Here is a 24,635-nt window from a genome sequence, read left to right on the forward strand (position 1 = left end):
GTCATCTCTACAGAATCGTGCGCACGCGCCAGAGCTCGGGAAACAGCTCGACCTCGAGCATGCGCTTCAGATAACTCACGCCGCCGGTGCCGCCGGTGCCGCGCTTGAAGCCGATGACGCGCTCGACCGTGGTGACATGGTTGAAGCGCCAGCGCCGGAAATAATCCTCGAAATCGACCAGCTTCTCGGCAAGCTCGTACAGCATCCAGTGCGTCTCCGGCGCCTGGTAGACCTCGCGCCAGGCGTCAAGCACGCCCTCGCTGAAGCTGTGGGTCTCGCGGACGTCGCGCGCCAGCACGGCGGCCGGCATCTTGAGCCCGTGACGATCGGCAAGCCGCAGCACCTCGTCATAGAGGCTGGGCGTCGCAAGCTCAGCCTCGAGCAGTTTTGTCGTTTCCACATCGTGCGCGTGCGGCTTCAGCATGGCGTGATTGCGGTTGCCGAGCAGATATTCGATCAGCCGATATTGCCGCGACTGGAAGCCCGAGGACTGGCCGAGCTGGGAGCGAAAGCGGGTATATTCACTGGGCGTCATCGTACGCAGCACGTCCCAGGCGTTGTTGAGCTGCTCGAAGATGCGCGACATTCGCGCCAGCATCTTCATGGCGGGAGCCACCTCGTCCTTGGCGATGGCGCGGCGCGCGGCGCTGAGCTCATGGATCGCGAGACGCATCCACAGCTCCGTGGTTTGATGCTGAATGATGAACAGCATCTCGTCGTGCGCTTCGGAGAGCGGATGCTGCGCGCCGAGAATGGCATCCAGCGACAGATAATCGCCATAGGACATGCGCCGGGCGAAGTCGGTCTCGGCACCTTCACTGGAGGGATCGTAATCGCTGGACGTCATGACAGGCCCTTTCGATCGATCATCCCCTGCCCGCTAGTCGAGCCCGATCAGGCGCGCGGTGATCTGCGAGGACGGATCCTTCAGCGCGTCGATCACGGTGAAATGGTTGAGCCCGGGATCGACGACGAGCCGCGTCGGCACGTCAAAGCCGGTCCAGACATTGGCCAGCAGGTCGGACTGGCGGATGAATTCAGGCCGCTCGCTGCCGCCGACCCAGGCGGTGACAGGCGAATGCCCGCGCGGCAGATGCAGCGCTGCGCTCTCGAGCGTCGCCTCCTCCATGGTCATGCGCAGTGTCTCGTTCATCTTCGTTTTCAGCAGCGGGCGCAGATCGTGCAGCCCGCTGATCGAAAGCGTACCGGCGATGCGGTTGAAGACTGGAGGCTCCAGCCGGCTGTCGTCGCACAGCATGCGCGTGACGAGATGGCCGCCCGCCGAATGGCCGGCGAGCCGGATCGGCCCCGTGACGAGCGAGGCGGCTTTCGCGATCGCGGCGGCGATTTCTGCCGTCATGTCGGAGATGCGCGCCGCCGGCGCCAACGTGTAGCTCGGCAGGCACACGGTCCAGCCGTGTTGCCGCGCGCCTTCGGCAAGATCCGTCCAGGCCGATTTGTCGAAGCGCATCCAATAGCCGCCGTGCACAAACACGACGAGGCCCTTGCTGTCGCCATCGGGCAGGATCAGGTCGAAACTCTGACGCTCGGCGGAGCCATAGCCGATGTCAGGGCGAAACTCCTTCAGCCCGGCCCGGTAGGCCGCCGCCCGCTCCGCCCATTGCGCCGGCATCTTGTCCGAACCCGGGATATGGGCCGAATTGGCGTAAGCATCATCCCAATCGCGCATCGTGACTCCCCGGGGACTCGTTCAGCGAACCAAACGCCAGTCTGCCACCGGGAGGAGCCGCATCCTAGTCTTTATTTTAAGCTTAAACTATCTGGACAGGCCCGTGTTCGGGCAGCCGACCGGCAGGATAAGTCCTGTCAAGCCGGGGGCCGGCGGCACACTCCGTCATTGCGAGCGCAGCGAAGCAATCCAGTCTGTCTCTGCGGAAAGACTCCTGGATTGCTTCGCTTCGCTCGCAATGACGATGGAGAGAGCAAGGCTCCCGCTACGCCCTTTCCACCCCGCACCATTCGGAGATGAACAGCGCCATCGCCTTGGTCGTCTTCTTCAGCGAGTCCAGATCGACAAATTCGTTGAAGCCGTGCATCTCGCCGCCGCTGGCGCCGAAGCACAGGCTCGGGATGCCGTGGTTGAGGCCGTAAAAGCGGGTGTCGGTGAGCGCGGTGAAGACGAGGTCCTCGACCGCTCCGCCATAAACCTTATTGAAGGCCTTGCCGAAGGCCGCTTCCGAGGCCGCCGAATTTGTCAGCTCATAGCCTTCCGACAGGAAGCCGGACCATTCGACCTCCGGCGGATTGTTCGCGAGGAAGCGGTGGTTACGCGAGGCCGCCGCGATGCACGCCAGAATCTCCTTCTGGTGGTCGGCGATCGACCAGCCCGGCAACACGGCGATGCGGCAATCGACGTCGCACCAGGCCGGTACGCTGGAAGCCCAGTCGCCGCCCTTGATGATGCCGGGGTTGAAATTGATGGGGTGATTGAGCGTCTTGAAGTGACGGTCGGCCTTGGCACGCTCATTCCATTCGATCTCGAGCTTCTGCACCGCCTGGATCAGGTGATACGCCGCCATGATCGCGTTGGCACCCGAGCCGGCATGCGCGACGTGGACGGGATGGCCCTTCACGCGAAGGCGAAACCAGATCACGCCGACCTGCGCGCGCACCATCTTGCCGCCAGTCGGCTCGGGGATGAAGCAGGCATCGGCCCGGTAGCCGCGCTGCAGCGTCGAGAGCGCGCCGACGCCGGTGCTCTCCTCCTCGATGACAGACTGGAAGTGGATCCGAGCCGTCGGTTTCAGGCCGGCCGCCTTGATCGCATCCAGCGCATAGAGTGCGCCGATGGTGCCCGACTTCATGTCGCAGGCGCCGCGGCCGAACATCTTGCCGTCCTTGATGACGGGTGAGAACGGTGGCGAATCCCACAGTTCCAGCGGTCCCGCGGGCACCACGTCGCAGTGGCCCTGCAGGATCAGCGATTTGCCCGTCTCGGTGGACGGACGATACGTACCGACCACCGTGCGCGCTCTGGAGAAATCATGCTCGATCGGCCCGAAGCCGCGCAGATCCTTGAGGTCGTCGACATTGATGTGCCAATCGTCGACCTCGTGGCCGCGTGCGCGCAGGAGGTCGCCGATCATGTCCTGGCACGGCCCCTCCGCCCCGCGGGTCGAAGGGATCGCGACGAAATCGCGCGTGGTCGCAAGCTGGGCTTCGAAGCCGGCGTCGACGGCGTCAAGAATCCTCTGCTGCGTTTCGGCATCCATCAGGCAACTCCCGGCATCCGATTGGTCTAAGGAGCGCGCAAGCTAGCCGATTTCAGCCGTTGGGGTACTCTACAAAATAAGCATCCCGCAATGCATCTTCGAGCAGGCGGCCCTCGGAATAGCCATTCAGCGTCGCAGGACGCGTGACGCCATCGAGCAGCCGCGGGCACGGCTCGGGCGCGCCGAGAACGGTGCGAACCGGAATGCGCTCGGCATAAATAGGCAGTTCGTAATCCTCTTCGTCGTCGGCGACACCCTTGGCGCGGATCTTGGCCGAGGCCTCCTCGATCTCCATCGCGATAAAGGAGGTCGCCTTGATCTCCTGGACACTGCTGGCTCGCAGGCCCGCGGTGCGATCCGGGAAGAAGCGGTCGACCATCGCGACCACCGCGCGCTTCTTCTCGACGGGATCGGTGACGAGATAGGCGGTGCCGAACGCCATCACCGCGCGATAGTCGGCGGAATGATTGAAGCCGCAGCGCGCCAGCACGAGGCTGTCGAGATGGGCCACCGTCAGGCACACGCGCTCGCCTTTGGTTTGGCTGCGCAGCATGCGGCTGGCGCTCGAGCCGTGCCAGTAGAGCTTGGTCCCCTCGCGCCAGAAGAAGGTCGGCGTGCAATAGGGCTGGCCGTCGATCACATAGGAGACGTGGCACAACATCGAGGAATCCAGGATGTGGTGAACGGTGGCGTGATCGTAGAAGCCGCGGTCGTGCCGGCGCTTCACCTGGTTGCGCGCCGACGTCGGATAGGAATTTGGGCTCTCGGTCTGGCTCACGGCCGCTCCTGTCGGGTCTGGAACAGTTCAGGCCAGTTGTAGCGGCGCATTTGGTCTGCGATAGTGCCAATTCCATGCAAAAAATTCCGACCAATTCTCCCGGTAGGGCCGAGCTGCCGCTCGATCTCACCGGCCCGCACATCACGGCCGGCGCGTCCTCGGCGCACCGGCTGTACCAGGCGCTGTGCGAGATGATAGTCGGCGGCCTCGTCAAGTCGGGCGAGCCGCTGCCGCCCTCGCGCACGCTGGCGAAGCAGACCGGCTTTCGGCGCAATGCGGTGGTCACGGCTTACGAGCGCCTGATCGCCGACGGGTTTGCGCAAGCAACCGTTGGCTCCGGCACCTTTGTCGCGGCGCACATCCCGGCCCGCGCCGCCGCATCGAAGCAGCCGAAGGTGATCGTCGAGGCGCCGAAACAAGGCGCCCTCTCGCTCGGCTGTACCCATATTGACGAGCGCGCGGTGCAACGTTTTCGCGCCTTTGTCGGCCGACGGATGCGCGCCTTTGGCAGCGAGCATCTGCATTACGGCGACCCGCGCGGCAGCAATGAGCTGCGCGTTGCGATCGCCGATCATCTGCTCTCGGCGCGGGGCCTGCGCTGCGACCCCGACCAGATCATGCTGACGTCGGGCACGTTGCATACGCTGCGGATCGTGCTGGGCGCTCTCTTGAAACCGAACGATCAGGTCTGGTGCGAGGATCCAGGCTATCCGACGGCGCGCAAGACCATCGCGCAATGCGGTTACCGCACCGTCGCCGTTCCCGTTGACGCACACGGTCTGCAGGTCGCGAGGGGCCGCTCCGCCGCGCCAACCGCGCGGGCAGCCTATGTCACGCCGTCGCACCAGTTTCCGCTGGGCGTGCAGATGTCGATGCCGCGGCGACTCGAGCTGCTGGACTGGGCGAAGCACGCTGGCGCCTTTGTGTTCGAGGACGATTACGACAGCGAGTTTCGCTACGACGGCGCGCCGCTGATGTCGCTTGCCGGCATCGATCACCTCCAGCGCGTGATCTACATGGGCACCTTCGCCAAGACGCTGTTTCCGGGCCTGCGCATCGGCTATTGCGCCCTGCCCGAGCGCCTGATCGGCGACGTCACGGCCGCCCGCGCTGCGCTCGACCGCTTCCCTGCCACGCTGATGGAAGGCGCGGTCGCCGACATGCTTAACTCAGGCGCATTCGCCGCAAATCTGAAGCGGGTACGCAAGCTCTACCGTGAAGCGCGCGATGCGCTGGCCGAAACGCTCGAGGCCGCGTCAGGTGGTGCGCTGTCGGTCCCGGTGCCCTCGCAGGGCCTGCACCTCGTGGCCCGGTTCGATCCGTCGGTTGCCCCAGTGGTAGCCGCTGAAGCAAAGCGGGCGGCAGGTGCGGAAGGCTGGCTGCTCGCCGACACCTATGCGCGGATGCGGCCCCTGCCGGGTTTCGTGCTGGGATTTTCAGGGCATGCGGTTCCAGAGCTCGTCACTGCCGCCGAACGACTTGCAAAGGAATCGCGCGCCAGATTGCGCACCAAGGGCCATCAGGCCCGGCAGGCCTGACAAAGGTTCAGTATCAGAATCGGTGGCTGCTGCTTAACATTGCAGAATCGATTCCGGGATCCCTCGTCATGTCACCCGTCGCCTCACTCGGCCGTGCAACCTGCCTCGCGCTCCTGATCTCCTCCGCGCTCGCCTCGGCGGGCTACGCGACCACGGTCGGGCGTGAGCAGGATATCGTCGACCTCAAGCTCGGCCAGCGCGTGCAGGTGGATGACGGAACCTGCCCGGCCGGACAGGTCAAGGAAGTACGCGGCTCGAAGATGACGGACAAGGGCGTCGCGCGAACGGCATCCTGCGTGCCGCGGTTCGGTCCGACGTCGAGGTGAGGTCTTAAGACTTCGCAGGGTCGAACATGCACTGCAGGGTCGGCTTGGCGATCTTGGTGAAGGTCGCCCCGATCTGGCCTTGCTTGGCGGCCGGCACCCAATCGGTTTCGATCGTGGGAACGCCGGTCTCGCTGATGCCGCGCAGCAGCGCCTCGCGCAGGTCGCGATCCTCGACGACGGCAGCCGCGTGATCATGCAGGCAGCCGCAGACCTCTTCCGGGTGCTCCCAGCGCCCGAGCATGCGCGGCGCGCATTGCCTCACGAACTCGGTGCGCGGATCCGGCAACCGGCTCGGTGAGCGCACCTGAGCCTGAACGGAGCTGATGGTCAGAAGGGACAGGAACGCCGCGGCGCAGAAACGAAGATACATGATGGCGCCTTTGCAGGCTGGTTTTCTTGTTGGGGGATCAGAAGCGCGCCGCCACAATGATCGGCTGCGGTGCCGTGGTTGAGATCGGCGAGCCGCTGTACTGGAAGGTCCCGATGCCGGGCAGATTGCCGTCCGGTGCTCCGGCGAACGAGGAACCGGCGAGCACGAAACCGAAAGCAAGGATGAAGCTGAGCGCGCGCATGGGATGTCTCCGAATTGCGTGGCCGGCGGTTCCGCCGTCGTCGTTGTCACCCTGATAACCATCAGCGGTTTCTTCCGTGATGCGCCCAAAGCCCAGAATGGTTTCGTTCCCGGTGAGAATTGTTTCGTCGCTCACGGCGTGACGAAACAATCTGCCGAAAACATCAATCATTTCAGATAGGGCGTTGATGGTTTCAACCGGCATAAGAACGACCGTCTGCGTCACTGGAGGCGAATCGGTCATATCGGCGACGTCAGCGCTTCACATGCATTTTACGGTTTTCTGCTGAAGAGGTCGGCGAACGAGGGCCGGCCCGTCGATGAACCCAGAATCGATCGGACACGACGAAGCCCTCGAAACCGAACGGCCCGTCATTACCGGGCACATAACCAGGGATGGCCATCATGATGGCGCAAGATCGCGCAACGGTGCGCGAGGAGGCGCAGCCTACGGACCGCGCCGATCGGCAGATCGGCGACCGTACCGGTTCGCCCGGCGCGATGGCTCTGCAATCAGGACGCGGCTACGAGGCCGCGCCGCAGGCGTTCGTGCGGCTGAGCGGCTCGCACCTGATGAAACCGGGCAGGAAGCGCGATTCCACTACTGAGTAAAGAAGTCGCCGCACTTCTGGACGTTCGCGTCAGCCGGTCCCCACGGCATGATCGGAACGGTCGAGGTCGAATTCTTCGGCGATCCCTCGATCAGCTTGTCCGAATAGACCATGTAGACCAGCACATTGCGCTTGGCGTCGCAGCCGCGCACGATCTGCATCTTCTTGAAGAACAGCGACCGGCGCCTGCGGAACATGTCGTCGCCCTGTTCCATCTTCTCCTTGAACTTAATCGGGCCGACCTGGCGGCAGGCAAGTGAGATGTCCGACACCTCCTCAGCAAGTCCCAGCCAGCCCTTGAAGCCACCCTTCTCCGGCACCGTGAAATGACAGGCCACGCCCTCGACCTCGGGGTCGTCGAGACCATAGGTCGCGAGCTTGTCATTCGGGCTCATCCATTTGAACACCGTGGAGCGGCGGAAGATCAGATCAGGCTCGTCGGCGGCCGATGCGCAAGCCAGAGGAACGGCCAGAGCCAGGAGCACTAAAGCAAGGCCTTTCAAGCGGATGCCGGAAAGACCGGGGAAACGGGATGACATGAAGTTCTCCGATAACAAGTCCTGGCAATGTAGGCATGGGAGGTCCCGACAGGAAGGTAACAGCAGGCCGGGCGCGGCCGCCATTTACCGCTCCGTGAGGCTTTTTTGTTACGGCTTGAACAAATGTAGCGGACCGCAGAACCACCGTGCTGGTGAACGCGTATCCCCTCTGCGACACTAACGTCTGATTTGGATTGTGGATTCGAGGAATGAATAGCGTGAACGGGTCCCCCTTCTCCGCCGCGCCGGCACGGCTGTGGCATGCCGCGATTTTGGCGGCGGCGGGTGCGATCGGAACGACCAGCCAGGCGGAAGCAGCATTCTATTATTATCCGGACTATTCGGGCGCATACTACGCCCCGCAACAGCGGTATCCTGCGGAGCCGCGACTGAAGCCGCAGAAGCGCGGCTCGGCAGCCGCAAAGACCAAGAAAGAGACCGTCGGCGAGAAAGAGACCGGAGCGAAGCCGCAAGGCCCGCTCGTCATCGTCGTCTCGATCGAGCGGCAGAAGGTGACGATCTACGACTCCAACGGCGTCTTCGCGGAATCGCCGGTGTCGACAGGCATGAAGGGCCATTCGACGCCGATGGGTGTGTTCAGCGTCATCCAGAAGCACAAATTCCACCACTCCAACATCTATAGCGGCGCGCCGATGCCGTACATGCAGCGGATCACCTGGTCCGGCGTCGCCATGCATGCCGGCGTATTGCCGGGCTATCCGGCCTCCCACGGCTGCATCCGCATGCCGATGGCGTTCGCGGTCAAGATGTGGAACTGGACGAAGATGGGCGCGCGCGTGATCGTCACGCCGGGCCAGATGACGCCGCAAAGCTTCTCGCATCCGATGCTCGCGTCCCTGCGCGTCCCGCCGCAGCCCGCAGCAAGCCTCGAGCCGCCGACGAGCGTCGGCGACAAGGCGGACAAGGGCGCGCTTGACACCAAGGTCACGGACGCGCCCGTCGAGATCAAATCTTTGGAGACGAAGACAGCCAGCGCAGAAGGCGTGCTCGAGCTGCGCTCCACGGTGGGCCATACCGTGATGTCGGATGTGACCACGGGAAACGCGCCGGTTCGCGACGAAGCGGCGAAGACGGACGACGCTGCCAAGCCCGCTGACGCGGCGAGCACCGAAGCAAAGCCGACTGACGCTGCGGACGCAGCCAAGACGACGTCAGATGAGAAGCCGGCAGACAAGGTCGACCCCACCACGTCCGGGCCGGCCAAGGCTGACACGGCGGCGACCGAGAACAAGCCCGACGCGACCGCGACAACGGTTGCGCCCGCGCAAGCTGCTTCGCCGGATGCGAAGAAGGATCAGACCCACATCGCCGATCCCGCGCCGTCCGTGAAGCCGGACCTGCCCAAGCGGACCGGTCAGATTGCGGTATTCATCAGCCGCAAGGATTCCAAGCTCTACGTGCGGCAGAACTTCGCGCCGATGTTCGATGTACCCGTCACGATCGCGGCCAGCGACCGGCCGCTCGGCACGCACGTCTTCACGGCCGAGGTCGACAAGACCGATTCGAATGCGCTGCATTGGTCGGTGGTATCGCTGCCTGTCACTGTCCGCGCCGCCGCGCGCGAGGACGACGGTCATTTGTCGCGCCGGCAGCGTGGCGCTGCCGTGACGCCCGACAGCCCGGCCGAGGCCCTGGATCGCATCACGATCCCTGCCGAGGCCATGGCGAAGATCAACGAGATGCTCACCACCGGCGCCTCGGTCATCGTGTCCGACCAGGGCATCAACCAGGGCGAAACCGGCGAAGGCACCGACTTCATCGTCCGCCTGTACTAACGGCGTCGCCGCGTCAGATAACGCGGTGTTGAGCGGGCCCGTCGCATCTGCGGGGTAAGCTCCGCCCCGTATCACATCCGGGGGACGCCGCCATGTTGAGCCGCAGGACCATGCTCACCACTGCGCTGCTCGCTGCAGCCGCATCGGCAACGCGCGCGCGGGCCGACGGCGGCATGAGCCGGATTTCCGCTTACGCTTTTTCGTTTCCCGCTTTGTCCGGCGACGACATCCGCCTCGCCGCCTTCACCGGTAAACCGCTGCTGGTCGTCAACACGGCCTCGCTGTGCGGTTACACGCCGCAATATGCCGGGCTGCAGGAGATCTGGAGCGAGTTTCGCGAGCGCGGCCTCACCGTGATCGGCGTGCCCTCCAATGATTTCGGCGGCCAGGAGCCCGGAGGCATCAGCGAGATCTCGGAGACCGCGCACCACCAATACGGCGTTACCTTCCCGATTGCGGCCAAGGCGGTCGTGTCAGGAACGAAGGCCCATCCCTTCTACAAATGGGCGGCCGAAGCGCGGCCAAGGCAGGTTCCGAAGTGGAACTTCCACAAATACCTGATCGGCCGCGACGGCTATATCGCCGAGGTGTTTCCTTCAGCCGTGGAGCCTGCCGACACGCGCGTCAAAACCGCGATAGCCCGGGCATTGGCCGACAGTTGACGGGCCGGTCGCAACGCGGCTGGGCACAATTGCGGCGGAGGGCCAAACAGCCGTTGCAATGGCGATGGAGCACCATCTAGGCTAAGGTGGTAAGGGGCAGGAAGGTTCTGCCGGAGGCGAAAAGCCGCGGCGGAACAACGGGATCAATCTCGAGGACAACACCATGCGTGTGGCGGCAAAACTGATTTTGGCAAGCGCGATATCTGTTGCGCTGACAGGCGCGGCATGGTCGCAGACCCCGGCTGCAAAACCGGCAGCTGCCACGCAGGCCGCCCCCGCGGCAGCACCGGCTGCAAAACCCGCAGCCGCGCCCGCGGCAACACCGGCTGCGGCCGCAGCTCCAGCAGCCGCGGCCCCGGCAGCCGCTGCTGCGCAACCGAGCGCAGCCTTCCCGCCGCCGCCGCAACAGGCGCCCCAGCCGGCGCGCGCCGCCTGTAACAATCCGAACGCGCTGGGCGTCGCCCGCACTGTGGAAATCGACACGACGGGTGGCCCCGGCTTCGGCTTCGAGCATTTCAAGGAGCTCGACTTCCTGCGCGACAAGGAGGTCGTCCTGACCTTCGACGACGGTCCCTGGCCACGCAACACGCCTGCCGTGCTGAAGGCGCTCGCCGACCAGTGCACCACCGGCATCTTCTTCTCGATCGGCAAGCATGCCACTTACGAGCCGGAGATCCTGAAGCAGGTCTACGCCGCCGGCCACACCATCGGCACCCACACCTGGTCCCACGCCAACCTCAACGACAAGAAGCTGACCGAAGCGCAGCGCAAGGAAGAGATCGAGAAGGGCATCAGCGCCGTGAAATGGGCGCTCGGCGGCATCTCGCCCGCCGCGTTCTTCCGCTTCCCGGCGCTGCAGCATCCGCCGGAGATGGTCACCTATCTCGGCAACCGCAACGTCGCGATCTTCTCCTGCGACATCGACTCCTTCGACTTCAAGGCCTCGAAGCCCGAGAAGGTGATCGAGACCGTGATGAAGAGGCTCGAGACCAAGGGCAAGGGCATCATCCTGATGCACGACTTCCAGAAGCACACGGCGGAAGCGCTGCCCGAGCTGCTGAACCGCCTCAAGGCCGGCGGCTACAAGGTGGTGGCGATGCGCGCCAAGGCCCCGGTCGCCTCGCTGCCGGAATACGACCAGCAGCTGATGAAGGACGTCAAGCTGCCGACGGTCAGCACGCGCCCGGTCAATTCCGTGGTGACGACCGTTTCCGAATAGTCGTCACTTTGTCGTTCCATTTCGAAGGCTACGTCATCGTCTCGGCGGACGGCATGCTGGCCGACGCCAGCCATGTCATGCCCAAAAGCCTGAAGTTCGAAGGCGACAAGCTGTTCTTCGAGCAGGCGCTCGATGGTGCTGCGCTGATCGTGCACGGCCGCAACTCGCACGAGGGGCAGCCGAACTCGCCCAAGCGCAAGCGGCTGATCCTGACCCGCAAGATCAAGGCCCTCACCGTCGATCCCGAGATGCCGAACGCGACGCTGTGGAATCCGGAGCATGCGAGCTTCGCGGAGGCCTGCGCATTTGCCGATGTTACCTCAGGGCGGGTCGCGATCATTGGCGGCCCGGTGGTGTTCGAGATGTTCATGGACCGTTACGACACCTTCTGGCTGTCGGAAGCCCCGCATGTGCGGCTACCCGGCGGCGAAGGCTGCTTCGTCGACGTGCCCCGGCGAACGCCGCACGACGTGCTGACGTCACACGGAATGAAGCCGGGCACGCCCTACATGCTCGACGCGGCGCACGACGTCACGGTTACGCCGTGGCGTAGGGTGGGTTAGCTCGGCGGCTGCGTGAAGCGCGGTCCGCTGACGTAACCCACCTCTTCTCCTTCCTAATGACCAGCAAAGTGGTGGGTTACGCCGAGCGGTTTGCGCTTCGCGCAATCCGCTGACGCTAACCCACCTTACGGGACCCGACACCGTGGCTCACGGCGTCGGCGGGCGGATGCCTGTCGGCGGCTAGACGTCGCCGTAGGCGGTCTCGACCGAGCGCGTGGCGCGGCCGTAGCCCATGATCATGAACAGCGCGCCCATGATCGAAAGATTCTTCAGCGCGTCGATCACCACCGCGGCGTTCTCAGGCGCGCTCTGATTCCAGAAATCGGAGAACAGGACGGTCGACACACCGATGTAGATCACCATCAGCATCGCGAAGAAGCGCGCGCCGAAATTCAGCGCGATCATCAGTCCCGCCAGAATCTGGAGCCCTCCGAGCGCGATCGCGAGCAGCTGCGGCGTGGTCATCGCCGTCGCGGTCTCCACCTGCTTGGCATAAGGCGCGATCACATCGGGCACCACGAACTTGCCACCGATGAAGTCGGCCGTCGCCTGGAGGGGAAAGAACTTGGTGGCGCCCGTGTAGATGAACAGCACGGCGAACAGGATTCGCCCGAAAGTCACGAACGCTGGCATGGTCGGCCTCTTGGCAAAACGCAAAGCACGGGACGCGCTTGCGGATTATGATGAGTCGTGCGCCGGTTTACAAACGGGGAAATGGAAAACGGGAAGTTATTCGGAAGTGGTGGGGCGCGTTGGCGCTCCCTGGCGGAATCGAACCGACCGGGACGAATTCGGCCACCACTCTCTCGGCGTCATGGCCGGGCTTGACCCGGCCATCCACGACTGACGTCCCCGCAAAAGAACGTGGATGCCCGGGCCATCTAGCGCGAAGACGCGCTTCGCGCTTTTGCCCGGGCATGACGAACTCGCGGAGCGAGCGGCCCCTTAAAACGGAGAGCTACGTAAACAGCGTCGGCTGCTGCCGCGCCGCACGCTCCTGCGCTTCCACCACGGCAACTGCCGTCATGTTGAGGATGCCGCGCGCGGTGACCGAGGGCGTGAGGATGTGGGCTGTCCGCGCCGGGCCGATCAGGATCGGGCCGACGGGCAGCGCGTCCGCCAGTGACTTGATCATCTGGTAGGCGACGTTGGCGGTGTCGAGGCTCGGCATGATCATGATGTTGGCCTCGCCCTCCAGCTTGGAGTGCGGCAGCACCATGCGGCGCGCCGCGGCGGACAACGCCGTGTCGCCCTGCATTTCGCCATCGGCCTCGATCTCCGGGTGCTTCTCCTTCAAGAGCTGGGTCGCCCGGCGCATCTTGCGCGAGGAGTCGGTGTCGTAGCTGCCGAAATCGGAGTGCGAGACGAAGGCGATCTTCGGCTTGATGTTGAAGCGCTGGACGTGGACCGCGGCAAGCGAGGCGATCTCGGCAAGCTCTTCCGCACCCGGATTGGGCCGCACTTGCGTGTCGGCGATGAAGAACGCGCCCTTGCTGGTGATCAGCAACGCCAATGCCGCGTAGTCGCTGACGCCGGGCGAGAAGCCGACGATCTCGCGGACATGGCGCAGATGGCTCATGTAGCGGCCCTCGACGCCGCAAAGCATCGCATCGGCCTCCCCGCGCGTCACCGCGAGCGCGGCGATCACGGTGTTGTTGGTACGCACCACCGTGCGCGCAGCATCCGGCGTCACGCCGCGACGGCCGGCGAGTTCGACATAGGACTGCACGTAAGAGCGATAGCGCGGATCGTCCTCAGGGTTGACGAGATCGAAATCCTTGCCCGCCTTGATCGACAGGCCGAAGCGCTTGATGCGCGCCTCCACCACGGAGGGGCGGCCGACCAGGATCGGCGTCGCCAGCTTCTCCTCCAGCACCACTTGCGTGGCGCGCAGCACGCGCTCGTCCTCGCCTTCGGCGTAGATCACCCGCACCGGCTGGGTCTTGGCCTTGGCGAACATCGGCTTCATGACGAGGCCGGAGCGGAAGGCGAAGCGCTCGAGCAGCGCGCGATATTCGTCGAAATTGGTGATGGGGCGCGTCGCGACACCTGATTCCATCGCCGCCTTCGCCACCGCCGGTGCGATACGCAGGATCAGCCGTGGGTCGAAGGGGCTGGGGATCAGCGAGCCCGGACCGAAGCCGCCCGCCTCGCCGGTATCGAGGCTGCCCTGGGAGACGGCATCCGAGGGCGCCTCGCGGGCGAGCTGCGCGATGGCCTCGACGGCGGCGTGTTTCATCTCTTCGTTGATCGCGCTGGCGCCGACATCGAGCGCGCCGCGGAAGATGAAGGGGAAGCAGAGGACGTTGTTGACCTGGTTCGGATAGTCGGAGCGACCGGTGCAGATCATGGCGTCGGGACGCACTTTTCGCGCTTCTTCCGGCATGATCTCGGGCGTCGGATTGGCCAGCGCCATGATCAGGGGCTTCTCGCCCATGGCCTTGGCCATCTCGGGCTTGAGCACACCCGGTGCCGACAGGCCGATGAAGATGTCGGCGCCGCCGATGACGTCGCCCAGCGTGCGCTTGTCGGTCTTCTGCGCGTAGACCGCCTTCCAGCGGTCCATCGAGGTATTGCGGCCCTCATGGACGAGGCCGTCGATGTCGCAGACCCAGATGTTCTTGCGCTGCGCGCCCATCGACACCAGAAGGTTGAGCGTCGCGATCGCCGCGGCCCCTGCCCCCGACGCGACGATCTTGACCTCCGACAGCTTCTTGCCGTTCAGGCGGAGACCGTTGGTGATGGCGGCGGCAACGATGATCGCGGTGCCGTGCTGGTCGTCATGGAAGACCGGGATCTTCATGCGCTCCTTCAGCCGCGCCTCGATCTCGAAGCATTCCGGACCACGGATGTCTTCCAGATTGATGCCGCCGAAGGTCGGCTCGAGCGCGGCCACCGTCTCGACCACGCGGTCGATGGTGTCGGCGGCGATCTCGATGTCGAACACGTCGATTCCGGCGAATTTCTTGAACAGGACCGCCTTGCCCTCCATGACCGGCTTGGAGGCCAGCGGGCCGATATTGCCGAGGCCGAGCACGGCCGTGCCGTTCGAGACCACCGCGACCAGATTGGCGCGGGTGGTCAGGGTCGCGGCTTCCGCCGGGTTCTTGGCGATCTCGGTACAGGCGGCGGCAACGCCCGGAGAATAGGCAAGCGCGAGGTCACGCTGGTTGGCGAGCGGCTTGCTCGCCTGGATCTCGAGCTTTCCGGGACGCGGCAGTCGGTGATAGGCCAGCGCCGCCTGGTGGAGATCATCGGAATAGGACGACATGCGGTCTCTTGCCTCGCGTTACCGGCCTCAAAATGCATCATCCGGAGCGATCGTCCAAGCGGACGCTATTTCCGGGTCGTGGAAACCCGGATGAAGCACGGCCGAAGGCCCGGTGGCAACATCCGATTGCCCTCCCATCAACAGGGCCATCAGTCAAATATCTGACAGCGCTAGCTTTCCCTGGACCTTGCGACATTTCCCGAATATGGCAAGTTGCGCAGCGCACCATGAACAACCGGAGCTAGGAATGAAGCGGATCCTGATCGGCCTGATCGTCGCAGCCGTGCTCGTCGCGGGCGGATTGTTCGGCTTCAACGTCTACGTCCAGCACCGCGTCACCGCCGAGATCGAGGCCACGTTCGAGCAGATGCGCTCAGGGGGCGGCAAGGCGAGCCATGGCAAGATCGGCTTCGACCTGCCGACGCGGACCGTCACGATCGAGGACATCATTATCGATCCCGGCAAGGAGCCGCAAGCGCAGGTCAAGATCGGGGGCATCAAGGGCACCGGCGTTCGCCAGGTCGACGATCTCAGGTTTTCAGCCGACAGCATCGACATCACCGGCCTCGGCGTCGCGCTTGATGAGGACGGTCCGGCCAAGCTGAAGGTGTCCTACAAGATCCCGCAACTGACGCTGCGGGACTATGCCGGCCCGCTCCACACCATGGCGGCGCCGGCGAGCGGCTCCCTGATCGACATCTACCGCTACGTACTCGGTCGATACGCCAGCGTCACGGCAACCTCGCTCACGGTGCCGACGCTGACGATGAGCTTCGATTCCGCCAGCGGTCCCGGAGGCAGCGGCGAGGTTACCTATTCCGGATTGACGATCCAGAACCTGAAGCACGGCAAGATCGATGCGATGAAGGCGGACCGCGCCACCATCTCGGTCGACGTGAAGCAGCCAGGCAAGGCGGACAAGCTCACCGGCGAGCTGTCGAACTTCATCGTCAACGATTTCGATGCGACCGCGATCATCGCTGCGCTCGATCCGCAGATCAGCAATGACGAGAGCTATCACCGCGTCTACCGGCAGGTCTCGGTCGGCCCCTACGCGCTCAAATCGGCTCAAGGAATGCGTATCGATATCGACGGGTTCGTGATGCAGGACATCGACGTGCAGCCGTCGAAATTCCGGCTAGCCGACCTCTTGGCCGCGCTGCCGCAGGATCAATCCACCGTTCCGACGCCGGCACAGTCGCGCGAGATGCTGGAGAAGATCGCCGGGGTCTATGAGGGTCTTCGCATCGGCAAGGCCGAGATCAGCAAGATTGCGATCGGCACACCGCAGGGGACCGGCAAAGTCAACGCGATCAGATACCACGAGGGCGAGTTCGCAATTGAGGGCGTCGATACGCCGGCCCCGCAGGGGCAGTTCAAGATGGAGCGCTTCGCGCTGAAGTCCTTCAACCTGCCGAATCTGATGCGCTGGGCTGCTAGCCTCGCGACTCCCGGGCGGCCCCCCTCGCCGGATCAGATGTTCGGGCTGTTCGGCGTGCTCGCAGGCGCGGAGCTGAAGGGCGTCGTTGCGCCCTTCAAGAACACCAAGAAGCTGGTCACGGTCGACACCGTGAGCCTGGACTGGGGGCAGCTGATCGGCTCGATTCCGAGCAAAGCGCACGTGGTTGCGAAATTCGTCACGCCAACCGATCCATCCGATCCGAAGCAGCTTCCGTTGCTCGCCGCCGGCATCGACAAGCTCGCGATCGACCTCGATCTAGGCGCCGCCTGGACCCAGCAATCCAACAGCCTCGTGCTCGCGCCGGCGACCCTCGACATTGGAGGCATCGCCAGAGCGCAGGTGCGTCTTGCACTCGCCGACGTGTCCCGCGACATGTTCTCGCTCGATCCGTCACAGGTGACGGGACAGGCAAAGCAGATCGAGACCGGCACGACCGAGCTCTCCCTCCATGACAGCGGCCTCGTGGATCTGGTGGTGGCGCAATTCGCCCGGATGCAGAACGTCAGTCGCGACGCCGCGCGTAGCGCCATCGTTGAAATGATCCGGGCGCAGGGCGAGAAAGTCGCGGCCTCCAATATCGATGCCAAGCCCGTGGTTGATGCGATCGCGAGCTTCGTCGAGACTTCGGGACAAACGCTCACAATCAAGCTGACACCGCTTGGCAAGGTGCCGGTGCTTCAGCTCATGGACGCCCTGAACAACGAGCCGATCGTCGCGCTGGCGCAATTCAGGATCGAGGCGTTGACCGGGCTGTAGAAAAGAAGGGTAGCCCTCTCCCCGTCATTGCGAGCGCAGCGAAGCAATCCAGAATCTTTCCGCGGAGTGACTCCGGATTGCTTCGCTGCGCTCGCAATGACGATGTGGAGAGAGCGTGGCCTCTCCCTGCAAGCAGGGAGAGGTAAGAGCCTCACTTCTGCGGCAGGTTCACCCGGATGTGCAGCTCGCGCAGCTGTTTTGTCGTCGCTTCCGAAGGCGCGCCCATCAGCAGGTCCATCGCCTGCTGGTTCATCGGGAACAGCGAGATCTCGCGCAGGTTGGTGGTGCCACAGAGCAGCATCACGATGCGGTCGACGCCCGCGGCCATGCCGCCATGCGGCGGGGCGCCGTACTGGAAGGCGCGGTACATGCCGCCGAAACGCTCGACCACTTCCTGCTCGCCGTAGCCTGCGATCTCGAACGCCTTCACCATCGCTTCCGGCACGTGGTTGCGGATGCCGCCCGAGGCGATCTCGTAGCCGTTGCAGGTGATGTCGTACTGGAACGCCTTGATGGTCAGCGGATCCTGGCTCTTCAGCGCCTCGAGGCCGCCCTGCGGCATCGAGAACGGGTTGTGCGAGAAGTCGACCTTCTTGTCGTCCTCGTTGTACTCGTACATCGGGAAGTCGACGATCCAGGCGAGTTCGAACCGCTCCTTGTCGGTGAGGTTCAATTCCTCGCCGACCTTGTTGCGGGCGAGCCCAGAGAACTTCCAGAACTTGTCAGGATCGCCGGCAACGAAGAAGGCGGCATCGCCTTCCTTGGTGCCGAGCTGCGTGCGGATCGCGGCGGTGCGCTCTGGCCCGATGTTGTTGGCAAGCGGACCCGCGCCCTCGCCGCCCTCGCGCCACATGATGTAGCCGAGGCCGGGCTGGCCTTCGCCCTGCGCCCACGAGTTCATGCGGTCGCAGAAGGCGCGGCTGCCGCCGCCGGTCGCAGGAATCGCCCAGACCTGGTTCTTGGGCTCTTCGAGCATGCGCGCGAACACCTTGAAGCCTGATCCTCGGAAATGCTCGGAGACGTCCTGCATCTCGATCGGGTTGCGCAGATCAGGCTTGTCGCTGCCGTATTTGCGCAGCGCCTCGGCGAACGGAATCCGGCGCCAGTTCTTGCTCACCGGCTTGCCCTTGGCAAACTCCTCGAACACGCCCGTGATGACGGGCTCCATCGCCGCGAACACGTCTTCCTGCGTGACAAAGCTCATCTCGACGTCGAGCTGGTAGAACTCGCCCGGCAGACGATCTGCGCGCGGGTCCTCGTCGCGGAAGCAGGGCGCGATCTGGAAATAGCGGTCGAAGCCGCTCATCATCAGCAGCTGCTTGTACTGCTGCGGCGCCTGCGGCAGCGCGTAGAATTTTCCAGGATGGATGCGCGAGGGCACCAGGAAGTCGCGCGCGCCTTCCGGCGAGGACGCGGTCAGGATCGGGGTGTTGAACTCGAAGAAGCCCTGCCCCTCCATGCGCCGGCGCATCGACTTGATGATCTCGACGCGCGTCATGATGTTCTGATGCAGCTTCTCGCGGCGCAGATCGAGGAAGCGGTACTTCAGGCGGATATCCTCAGGATATTCCTGGTCGCCGAACACCGGCAGCGGCAAATCGCCGGCAGGTCCCAGCACCTCGATCTCGCTGACATAAACCTCGACCTTGCCGGTCGGCAAATCGTCATTGTCGGTGCCTTCGGGGCGGCGGCGGACCTTGCCGTCCATCTTGACCACGAATTCGGAGCGCAGCTTTTCGGCCAGCGAGAACGCCGGCGAGTCCGGATCGACCACGCACTGGGTCAGGCCGTAATGGTCGCGGAGGTCGATGAACAGCACGCCGCCATGGTCGCGAACGCGGTGGACCCAGCCCGAGAGGCGGATGGTCTCGCCGATGTTGCTCTCGCGGAGCGCGCCGCATGTATGTGACCGGTAGCGATGCATGGTCGTCCCAAAATCAATGTCGGAGGAAGCGAATCGGACGGCCTGAAACGACCGATCCGAGGTTGCGGCAGGGTTTACCCGACGAGGCCCAAAGCAGCAACCAAAGGAACGGACTGTTTTGGGTCCCAAAGGACCCTTTTTGGGCCATTTGGGCCCAAGCCTTTGCCATCAGGCGTTCCAGCCCTATCTTGAGGCCATGACGGTCCATTTCCCCTTCCAGAACTCCTATTCGGCCCTGCCAGACAGCTTCTTTGCCCGCGTCGCGCCGACCCCGGTATCCGCGCCCCGGCTGATCAAGCTGAACCGGCCGCTGGCGGTCCAGCTCGGGCTCGATCCTGATGTGCTGGAGACCCCTGAGGGTGCCGAAATCCTGGCCGGAAAGACGGTTCCCGCCGGAGCTGATCCCATCGCCATGGCCTATGCCGGCCACCAGTTCGGGCATTTCGTGCCGCAGCTCGGCGACGGCCGTGCCATCCTGCTCGGCGAGGTCATCGACCGGGACGGCGTCCGCCGCGACATCCAGCTCAAGGGCTCGGGTCCAACCCCGTTCTCCCGCCGCGGCGATGGCCGCGCCGCGCTCGGGCCGGTGCTGCGCGAATACATCGTCAGCGAAGCCATGTACGCGCTGGGCATCCCGACTACGCGCTCGCTCGCCGCCGTCGTCACTGGCGAGCACGTCATCCGCGAGACCGCGCTGCCCGGCGCGGTGCTGACCCGCGTCGCCTCCAGCCACATCCGCGTCGGCACTTTCCAGTTCTTCGCCGTCCGCCGCGACACCGATGCGATCCGTCGGCTCGCCGATCACGCCATTGCCAGGCACTACCCCGACCTGCTCCAGGCCGAGCGGCCCTATCACGCGCTGCTCGCGAGCGTCGTCGCGCGCCAGGCTGAGCTGATCGCGCGCTGGCTCTTGGTCGGCTTCATCCACGGCGTGATGAACACCGACAACTCTTCCATCTCCGGGGAAACCATCGATTACGGCCCCTGCGCCTTCATGGATGCCTACAACCCGGCGCAAGTATTCTCGTCGATCGACGAGATGGGCCGCTACGCCTACGCCAATCAGCCGCGCATTGGCCTGTGGAATCTGACGCGCCTCGCCGAATGCTTGCTGCCGCTGTTCTCCGATGATCAGGAGAAGGCGGTCGCGGAAGCGCAGGATATTCTCGGCGCGTTCTCCGATCAGTTCAGCGCCGCCTATCAGGCCGGGCTGCGCCGGAAGGTCGGCCTGTTCACGGAGCGCGACGGTGACGATGCGCTGATCCAGGACCTGCTCGACGCCATGGCCAAGAACCAGGCCGACTTCACCCTCACCTTCCGCAAGCTCGGTGATGCCGCAGGCGACGACGGCACCGACGTGCGCGCGCAGTTCATGGAGCCCGCAGCCTTCGACGAATGGGCCGGCCGCTGGCGCGCGCGCATCGCGCTGGAGCCGCAGGCCCCGGCCGAACGGCGATCCGCGATGCACGCCGTCAATCCTGTCTTCATCCCGCGCAACCACCGCGTCGAGGCCGTGATCCAGGCCGCGGTCAACGACGATAACTACGCGCCGTTCGAGGAATTGGTGAAAGTGCTGGCGAAACCATACGAGGACCAGCCGGAGTACGCCGCCTACGCCGATCCGCCGCTACCGGACCAGCGGGTGTTGCAGACGTTCTGCGGGACGTAGCTTCGTAGGGTGGATTAGCCGAAGGCGTAATCCACCTCTTCTCTCACCAAACGGAAAGCAAAGTGGTGGATTACGCTTCGCTAATCCACCCTACGTGCCGCAGACGTTCTGCGGGACGTAGCCACAAACGCGGTGCGTAGGGTGGATTAGCCGAAGGCGTAATCCACCTCTTCTCTCACCAAACGGAAGGCAAAGAGGTGGATTACGCTTCGCTAATCCACCCTACAGGTCAACGCGGCTATCATGCCCGTTCTCCGAACTCGCCTGCGACCTTGGCGTCCCCGCCCCAATCTTCGGGAAACAATCCCGCTCGCACGTCGCGATGAAACGACGAGTACGGCCAGTCACTCACTTTCGAAACGTGCCCATGCTTGACTGGATTGAAATAGCAATACTCCACGTGCCGCGCGTAATCGGCCTCGTCACGAATGAGATGCTCCCAGAACCGGCGTTGCCAGATACCGCGTTCGTTCCGTGCGGCGCGGACTGCGCTCAGGCGTTCATTCGCCGGGAGGGCTTTCGCGAAACGTGTCTTGATCAATCGCCAACGGACCGAAAAATCCGCGTCGCCGGGCGGTAACTTCCAGATGGCATGCAGGTGATCCGGGAGAACCACGAAAGCATCTATGTCGAAGGGATGGGTCTGGCGCGTTGCGGCGACCGCGCCCCGCAAAGCTTCAATCTGATCGGTCAAAAGAGCTTGCCGTCGATCGAGCAGGTTCACGGTGAAGAACCAACATCCTCCGGAGACAAATGCGCGGCGGTAGCAGGACACTCGCCATGGATAGCACAACTTGATGTTGCATCAAAGTTCACCTAGCGAGCGACAAACCCTTCTTCGTAGGGTGGATTAGCGAGGTGTAATCCACCACTTCTCTCGCCGAGGTGGATTACGCCTTCGGCTAATCCACCCTACGACTGTGGAATTCGAAGCCTCGGGAACCATTGTCATCAAACTGAAACACACGCGCACTAACGCCCTGCCAGGGCCGTCCTGCCGGAGGCGCCCATCCTCGAGACAGCCCCGACAGAGCGCGCATGCCCTTCAAATTCATCCACATCACCGACACCCATCTCGCAAACCCCGGGCTGAAGCTCTACGGCCTCGACCCGCGCACCCGGCTCGATGCGGCGATCGCCGACATCAACAAGCACCAGTCCGATGCCGCCTTTGCGGTCGTGACCGGCGACCTCACCCATTGGGGCGAGCCTGAATCCTACGCCAATTTCGCCGAGGCGATGGCGGCGCTGAAGATTCCGTACATTGCCATGGTCGGCAATCACGACAAGCGCGTCGCCTGCCTCGATGGGCTGAAGGCCGCGCCGCGCGATCCCAACGGTTTTGTGCAGGGCACCCGCACCACCGAGCATGGCCTGTTCGTCTTCCTCGACACGCTGGACGAGACCAGCCACGCCGGCGAGATGTGCGCGAAGCGCTTCGGGTGGCTGGCGAAGACGCTTTCCGCCGCACCCGCCGACCAACAGTTCGTCGTGTTCATGCATCACCCGCCCTTCCCGGTCGGCGTCCACGCGATGGACGAGATCGCGCTGAAGCAGAGCGCCGACTTTGCCGAGGTGATCGCGCCCTATCGCGCGCGTATCCGCCATCTCTTCTTCGGCCATGTGCACCGGCCGATCTTCGGCAGCTATGGCAAGATCCCGTTCTCGACGCTGCGCGGCACCAACCACCAGGTCTGGTTCGAGCTTGATGCCAACGCCGCCGACCATCTCGCCAGCCACGAGCCGCCAGCCTATGGCGTGGTGCTGATCGACGCCGACAATCTCGTCGTGCACAGTCACGATTTCCTCGACACCAGTCTGCGCTTCCCCTTCGACCCACCTGCGGGCGTGGACGGCCGCGACTATGCGCTCAATTTCCCGGCGCGATGACATGAGCCTCGCAGAACCCGCGGCTCTCCCGGTCGCGGCATCCGTGCCGACGCGGCTGAACATCCTGATGCGGTTCACGGCCCGCTTCAGAGCCTCGCTGCCGGCCTATCTGCTGCTGCTGCCCTCGCTGATCTTCCTAGCGCTGTTCACTTACGGGGCGATGGGACGCGTGGTCATCGACGCGCTGTATCAACGCGCGACGCCAAAGGCGCCGCTTCGGTTTGTCGGGCTCGACAACATCGCTGCTGTGCTGGCGGATCCCGCCTTCACCGGTGCTGTCACCAACAATGCGATCTACGCCGTCGGCACAGCGACCCCGAGCATCGGCCTCGCGCTGCTGTTCGCCCTGGCGCTGGCGCGGACCAATGTGGTGACCAGCGCGCTGCGCGCCGCGCTGTTCCTGCCGGTGCTGATCCCCATGGTCGCGGCATCCGCGCTGTTCCTGTTCATCTTCCTGCCCAATGTCGGCCTGCTCGACTATTACATCGGCCGCCTGCTGCCGGTGCTGCCAAACTGGCTCGGCGACCCCGACATCGCGCTCTACGCGATCATGATCATCACGATCTGGAAGAACGCCGGCTATTACATGCTGTTCTTCCTGGCCGGCCTCCAGGCCGTGCCCGAGGACGTGATGGAAGCGGCGCATCTCGATGGTGCTGGCCCGCTCATGCGGCTGCGCTACATCATCCTGCCGGAGCTCAAGCCCACCTTCCTGTTCGTCACCGTCATCGCCACGCTCAATGCGGTGACCCAGGTCGACCATGTCTTTGTCATGACCAAGGGCGGCCCGTCGAACGCGACCAATCTCGTACTGTTCTACATCTACCAACAAGCCGTCGAGCACTACGACATCGGCATGGCGTCGGCGGCAACGCTGCTGACCCTCGCCGCCCTGATGGCGCTCACGGCGCTGTCGTTCCGCACCATGGCAACCCGCGAGGGCGGGCCATGAAGCTGATCGATCGTCTCTACAAGGACGCCCCGCTCGCCACCCGCAACGAGATCACGCCCAAACTCGGCTTCCTGCTGACCGTCCTGCTCGCGCTCGCCTGGCTGATCCCGTTCCTGTGGATGGGAGTTGCGACGCTACGTCCGTCCTCCGACGGCATCAATCTGATGGCCGAGCTGATCCCGAGCCTGAAGCCGACGCTCGACAATATCAAGGAGGCCTGGGAGATCGGCGACTTCCCGCGCTACTTCCTCAACACCACCATCATCTGCACCGGCATCCTGCTGGTGCAGTTCGTCACGATCACACTGGCGGGGTTTGCGTTCGCGCGGCTCGACTTCGCCGGCAAGACGCTGATCTTCTATCTGTTCCTGATGCAGCTGATGCTGGTGCCGGTGCTGCTGATCGTGCCGAACCTGCGCATCATCGCGCAGTTCGGCCTCTACGACACGCTCGCCGGCGTGATGATGCCGTTCTTCGCCTCTGCCTTCGGCACCTTCCTGATGCGGCAGGCGTTCGAAGCGATCCCGACCGAGCTGGAAGACGCCGCGCTGATCGACGGCGCCAGCCTATTCCAGCGCATCCGCCATATCTATGTGCCGCTGTCGATCCCGAGCTTTTCGGCCTTTGCCATCATCTCGGTGACCAGCCACTGGAACGACTTCCTGTGGCCGCTGATGGTGATCAACTCGCCCGACAAACGGCCGCTCACGGTTGGCCTCTCGGTCTTCACCGCAACCGCGGAAGGCACGCAGGCCTGGGGCACCATCGCCGCCGGCACGCTGATGGTGATCGCACCGCTGCTCATCACCTTCCTGATCTTCCAGAAGCGCTTCATCAGCTCTTTCGTCACCTCAGGCATCAAATAGGAGATTTTC

The 24,635-nt window shown here is 64.1% G+C and carries 24 protein-coding genes; 13 read left to right on the forward strand and 11 right to left on the reverse strand.

Annotated elements, in window-relative coordinates; all coding sequences use genetic code 11:
• Positions 1–7: 7 nt before the first annotated feature.
• The 4 genes from kynA to HYH07_RS16495 all read right to left on the reverse strand — a co-directional run bounded on the left by kynA (position 8) and on the right by HYH07_RS16495 (position 4,011).
• Positions 8–847 (reverse strand): tryptophan 2,3-dioxygenase, encoded by an 840-nt coding sequence (gene kynA, locus HYH07_RS16480; RefSeq protein WP_220003456.1) that lies wholly within the window; start codon positions 845–847, stop codon positions 8–10.
• A 33-nt stretch (positions 848–880) separates the two neighbouring features.
• Complete coding sequence (locus tag HYH07_RS16485; RefSeq protein WP_220003457.1) at positions 881–1,690, reverse strand: alpha/beta hydrolase; 810 nt, start codon at positions 1,688–1,690, stop codon at positions 881–883.
• A 265-nt stretch (positions 1,691–1,955) separates the two neighbouring features.
• On the reverse strand, positions 1,956–3,233 hold the full coding sequence (locus HYH07_RS16490; protein WP_220003459.1) for an ArgE/DapE family deacylase: 1,278 nt from the start codon (positions 3,231–3,233) through the stop codon (positions 1,956–1,958).
• A gap of 52 nt (positions 3,234–3,285) precedes the next feature.
• Complete coding sequence (locus tag HYH07_RS16495; protein ID WP_220003461.1) at positions 3,286–4,011, reverse strand: pyridoxamine 5'-phosphate oxidase family protein; 726 nt, start codon at positions 4,009–4,011, stop codon at positions 3,286–3,288.
• 74 nt (positions 4,012–4,085) lie between these two features.
• Here HYH07_RS16495 and HYH07_RS16500 point away from each other — a divergent pair, with 74 nt between their 5' ends.
• A complete protein-coding gene (locus HYH07_RS16500) occupies positions 4,086–5,549 on the forward strand; it encodes a PLP-dependent aminotransferase family protein (protein WP_220003462.1) in 1,464 nt (487 codons plus the stop codon).
• A gap of 68 nt (positions 5,550–5,617) precedes the next feature.
• Entirely contained in the window at positions 5,618–5,875 is a 258-nt protein-coding gene (locus HYH07_RS16505; protein ID WP_220003463.1) for a DUF6719 family protein, read from the forward strand.
• A gap of 4 nt (positions 5,876–5,879) precedes the next feature.
• Here the strand turns inward: HYH07_RS16505 and HYH07_RS16510 are convergent, their stop codons facing one another.
• Together HYH07_RS16510 and HYH07_RS16515 are read right to left on the reverse strand one after the other, a co-directional pair.
• A complete protein-coding gene (locus HYH07_RS16510; protein WP_220003464.1) occupies positions 5,880–6,245 on the reverse strand; it encodes a hypothetical protein in 366 nt (121 codons plus the stop codon).
• 37 nt (positions 6,246–6,282) lie between these two features.
• The gene (locus HYH07_RS16515; RefSeq protein ID WP_220003551.1) at positions 6,283–6,690 is read right to left on the reverse strand and encodes a hypothetical protein; all 408 of its coding nucleotides are present in this window, start codon (positions 6,688–6,690) and stop codon (positions 6,283–6,285) included.
• Positions 6,691–6,851: 161 nt separating this feature from the next.
• On the opposite strand from HYH07_RS16515, the gene HYH07_RS16520 reads away from it, so the two are divergent.
• Positions 6,852–7,058, forward strand: a complete 207-nt coding sequence (locus tag HYH07_RS16520; RefSeq protein ID WP_220003465.1) for a hypothetical protein — start codon at positions 6,852–6,854, stop codon at positions 7,056–7,058.
• On the opposite strand, the gene HYH07_RS16525 is transcribed toward HYH07_RS16520, so the two are convergent.
• Positions 7,048–7,596 carry a CreA family protein gene (locus tag HYH07_RS16525; protein WP_057757796.1) on the reverse strand — a complete coding sequence of 183 codons (549 nt, stop codon included), beginning with the start codon at positions 7,594–7,596 and terminating at the stop codon, positions 7,048–7,050. The genes HYH07_RS16520 and HYH07_RS16525 overlap by 11 nt on opposite strands.
• Positions 7,597–7,805: 209 nt before the next feature.
• On the opposite strand from HYH07_RS16525, the gene HYH07_RS16530 reads away from it, so the two are divergent.
• The 4 genes from HYH07_RS16530 to HYH07_RS16545 all read left to right on the forward strand — a co-directional run bounded on the left by HYH07_RS16530 (position 7,806) and on the right by HYH07_RS16545 (position 11,836).
• The gene (locus HYH07_RS16530) at positions 7,806–9,392 is read left to right on the forward strand and encodes a L,D-transpeptidase (protein ID WP_220003466.1); all 1,587 of its coding nucleotides are present in this window, start codon (positions 7,806–7,808) and stop codon (positions 9,390–9,392) included.
• 92 nt (positions 9,393–9,484) lie between these two features.
• A complete protein-coding gene (locus HYH07_RS16535; protein WP_220003467.1) occupies positions 9,485–10,054 on the forward strand; it encodes a glutathione peroxidase in 570 nt (189 codons plus the stop codon).
• Between the two features lie 163 nt (positions 10,055–10,217).
• Positions 10,218–11,273, forward strand: a complete 1,056-nt coding sequence (locus tag HYH07_RS16540) for a polysaccharide deacetylase family protein (RefSeq protein WP_220003468.1) — start codon at positions 10,218–10,220, stop codon at positions 11,271–11,273.
• Positions 11,274–11,281: 8 nt separating this feature from the next.
• Entirely contained in the window at positions 11,282–11,836 is a 555-nt protein-coding gene (locus tag HYH07_RS16545; RefSeq protein WP_220003469.1) for a dihydrofolate reductase, read from the forward strand.
• A 180-nt stretch (positions 11,837–12,016) separates the two neighbouring features.
• On the opposite strand, the gene HYH07_RS16550 is transcribed toward HYH07_RS16545, so the two are convergent.
• A complete protein-coding gene (locus HYH07_RS16550) occupies positions 12,017–12,469 on the reverse strand; it encodes a DoxX family protein (protein WP_220003471.1) in 453 nt (150 codons plus the stop codon).
• Here HYH07_RS16550 and HYH07_RS16555 point away from each other — a divergent pair.
• Positions 12,468–12,683: a hypothetical protein gene (locus HYH07_RS16555; RefSeq protein ID WP_220003472.1), complete on the forward strand. Its 216-nt coding sequence runs from the start codon at positions 12,468–12,470 to the stop codon at positions 12,681–12,683. The genes HYH07_RS16550 and HYH07_RS16555 overlap by 2 nt on opposite strands.
• Positions 12,684–12,794: 111 nt before the next feature.
• On the opposite strand, the gene HYH07_RS16560 is transcribed toward HYH07_RS16555, so the two are convergent.
• A complete protein-coding gene (locus HYH07_RS16560) occupies positions 12,795–15,107 on the reverse strand; it encodes an NADP-dependent malic enzyme (protein ID WP_220003474.1) in 2,313 nt (770 codons plus the stop codon).
• Between the two features lie 247 nt (positions 15,108–15,354).
• Between HYH07_RS16560 and HYH07_RS16565 the strand changes: the two genes are divergently transcribed.
• On the forward strand, positions 15,355–17,325 hold the full coding sequence (locus tag HYH07_RS16565; protein WP_220003475.1) for a hypothetical protein: 1,971 nt from the start codon (positions 15,355–15,357) through the stop codon (positions 17,323–17,325).
• A 151-nt stretch (positions 17,326–17,476) separates the two neighbouring features.
• Here HYH07_RS16565 and aspS read toward each other — a convergent pair whose 3' ends face one another.
• On the reverse strand, positions 17,477–19,249 hold the full coding sequence (gene aspS, locus HYH07_RS16570; protein WP_220003476.1) for an aspartate--tRNA ligase: 1,773 nt from the start codon (positions 19,247–19,249) through the stop codon (positions 17,477–17,479).
• 196 nt (positions 19,250–19,445) lie between these two features.
• Here aspS and HYH07_RS16575 point away from each other — a divergent pair, with 196 nt between their 5' ends.
• Positions 19,446–20,918: a YdiU family protein gene (locus HYH07_RS16575; RefSeq protein ID WP_220003478.1), complete on the forward strand. Its 1,473-nt coding sequence runs from the start codon at positions 19,446–19,448 to the stop codon at positions 20,916–20,918.
• A gap of 241 nt (positions 20,919–21,159) precedes the next feature.
• Here HYH07_RS16575 and HYH07_RS16580 read toward each other — a convergent pair whose 3' ends face one another.
• Positions 21,160–21,693 (reverse strand): REP-associated tyrosine transposase, encoded by a 534-nt coding sequence (locus tag HYH07_RS16580; RefSeq protein ID WP_220003479.1) that lies wholly within the window; start codon positions 21,691–21,693, stop codon positions 21,160–21,162.
• 263 nt (positions 21,694–21,956) lie between these two features.
• Here HYH07_RS16580 and HYH07_RS16585 point away from each other — a divergent pair, with 263 nt between their 5' ends.
• Genes HYH07_RS16585 through HYH07_RS16595 form a run of 3 tightly spaced genes read left to right on the forward strand, consistent with a single transcriptional unit; the run spans position 21,957 to position 24,626 of the window.
• Positions 21,957–22,808: a phosphodiesterase gene (locus HYH07_RS16585; RefSeq protein WP_220003480.1), complete on the forward strand. Its 852-nt coding sequence runs from the start codon at positions 21,957–21,959 to the stop codon at positions 22,806–22,808.
• Between the two features lies 1 nt (position 22,809).
• Positions 22,810–23,760, forward strand: a complete 951-nt coding sequence (locus tag HYH07_RS16590) for a carbohydrate ABC transporter permease (RefSeq protein WP_220003482.1) — start codon at positions 22,810–22,812, stop codon at positions 23,758–23,760.
• Positions 23,757–24,626, forward strand: coding sequence for a carbohydrate ABC transporter permease (locus tag HYH07_RS16595; protein WP_220003484.1), 870 nt, complete (start codon positions 23,757–23,759; stop codon positions 24,624–24,626). The genes HYH07_RS16590 and HYH07_RS16595 overlap by 4 nt, the downstream gene beginning before the upstream one ends.
• Positions 24,627–24,635 lie beyond the last annotated feature (9 nt).

The sequence above is a fragment of the Bradyrhizobium sp. BR 10261 genome, from assembly GCF_019455395.1.
GTDB lineage: Bacteria > Pseudomonadota > Alphaproteobacteria > Rhizobiales > Xanthobacteraceae > Bradyrhizobium > Bradyrhizobium manausense.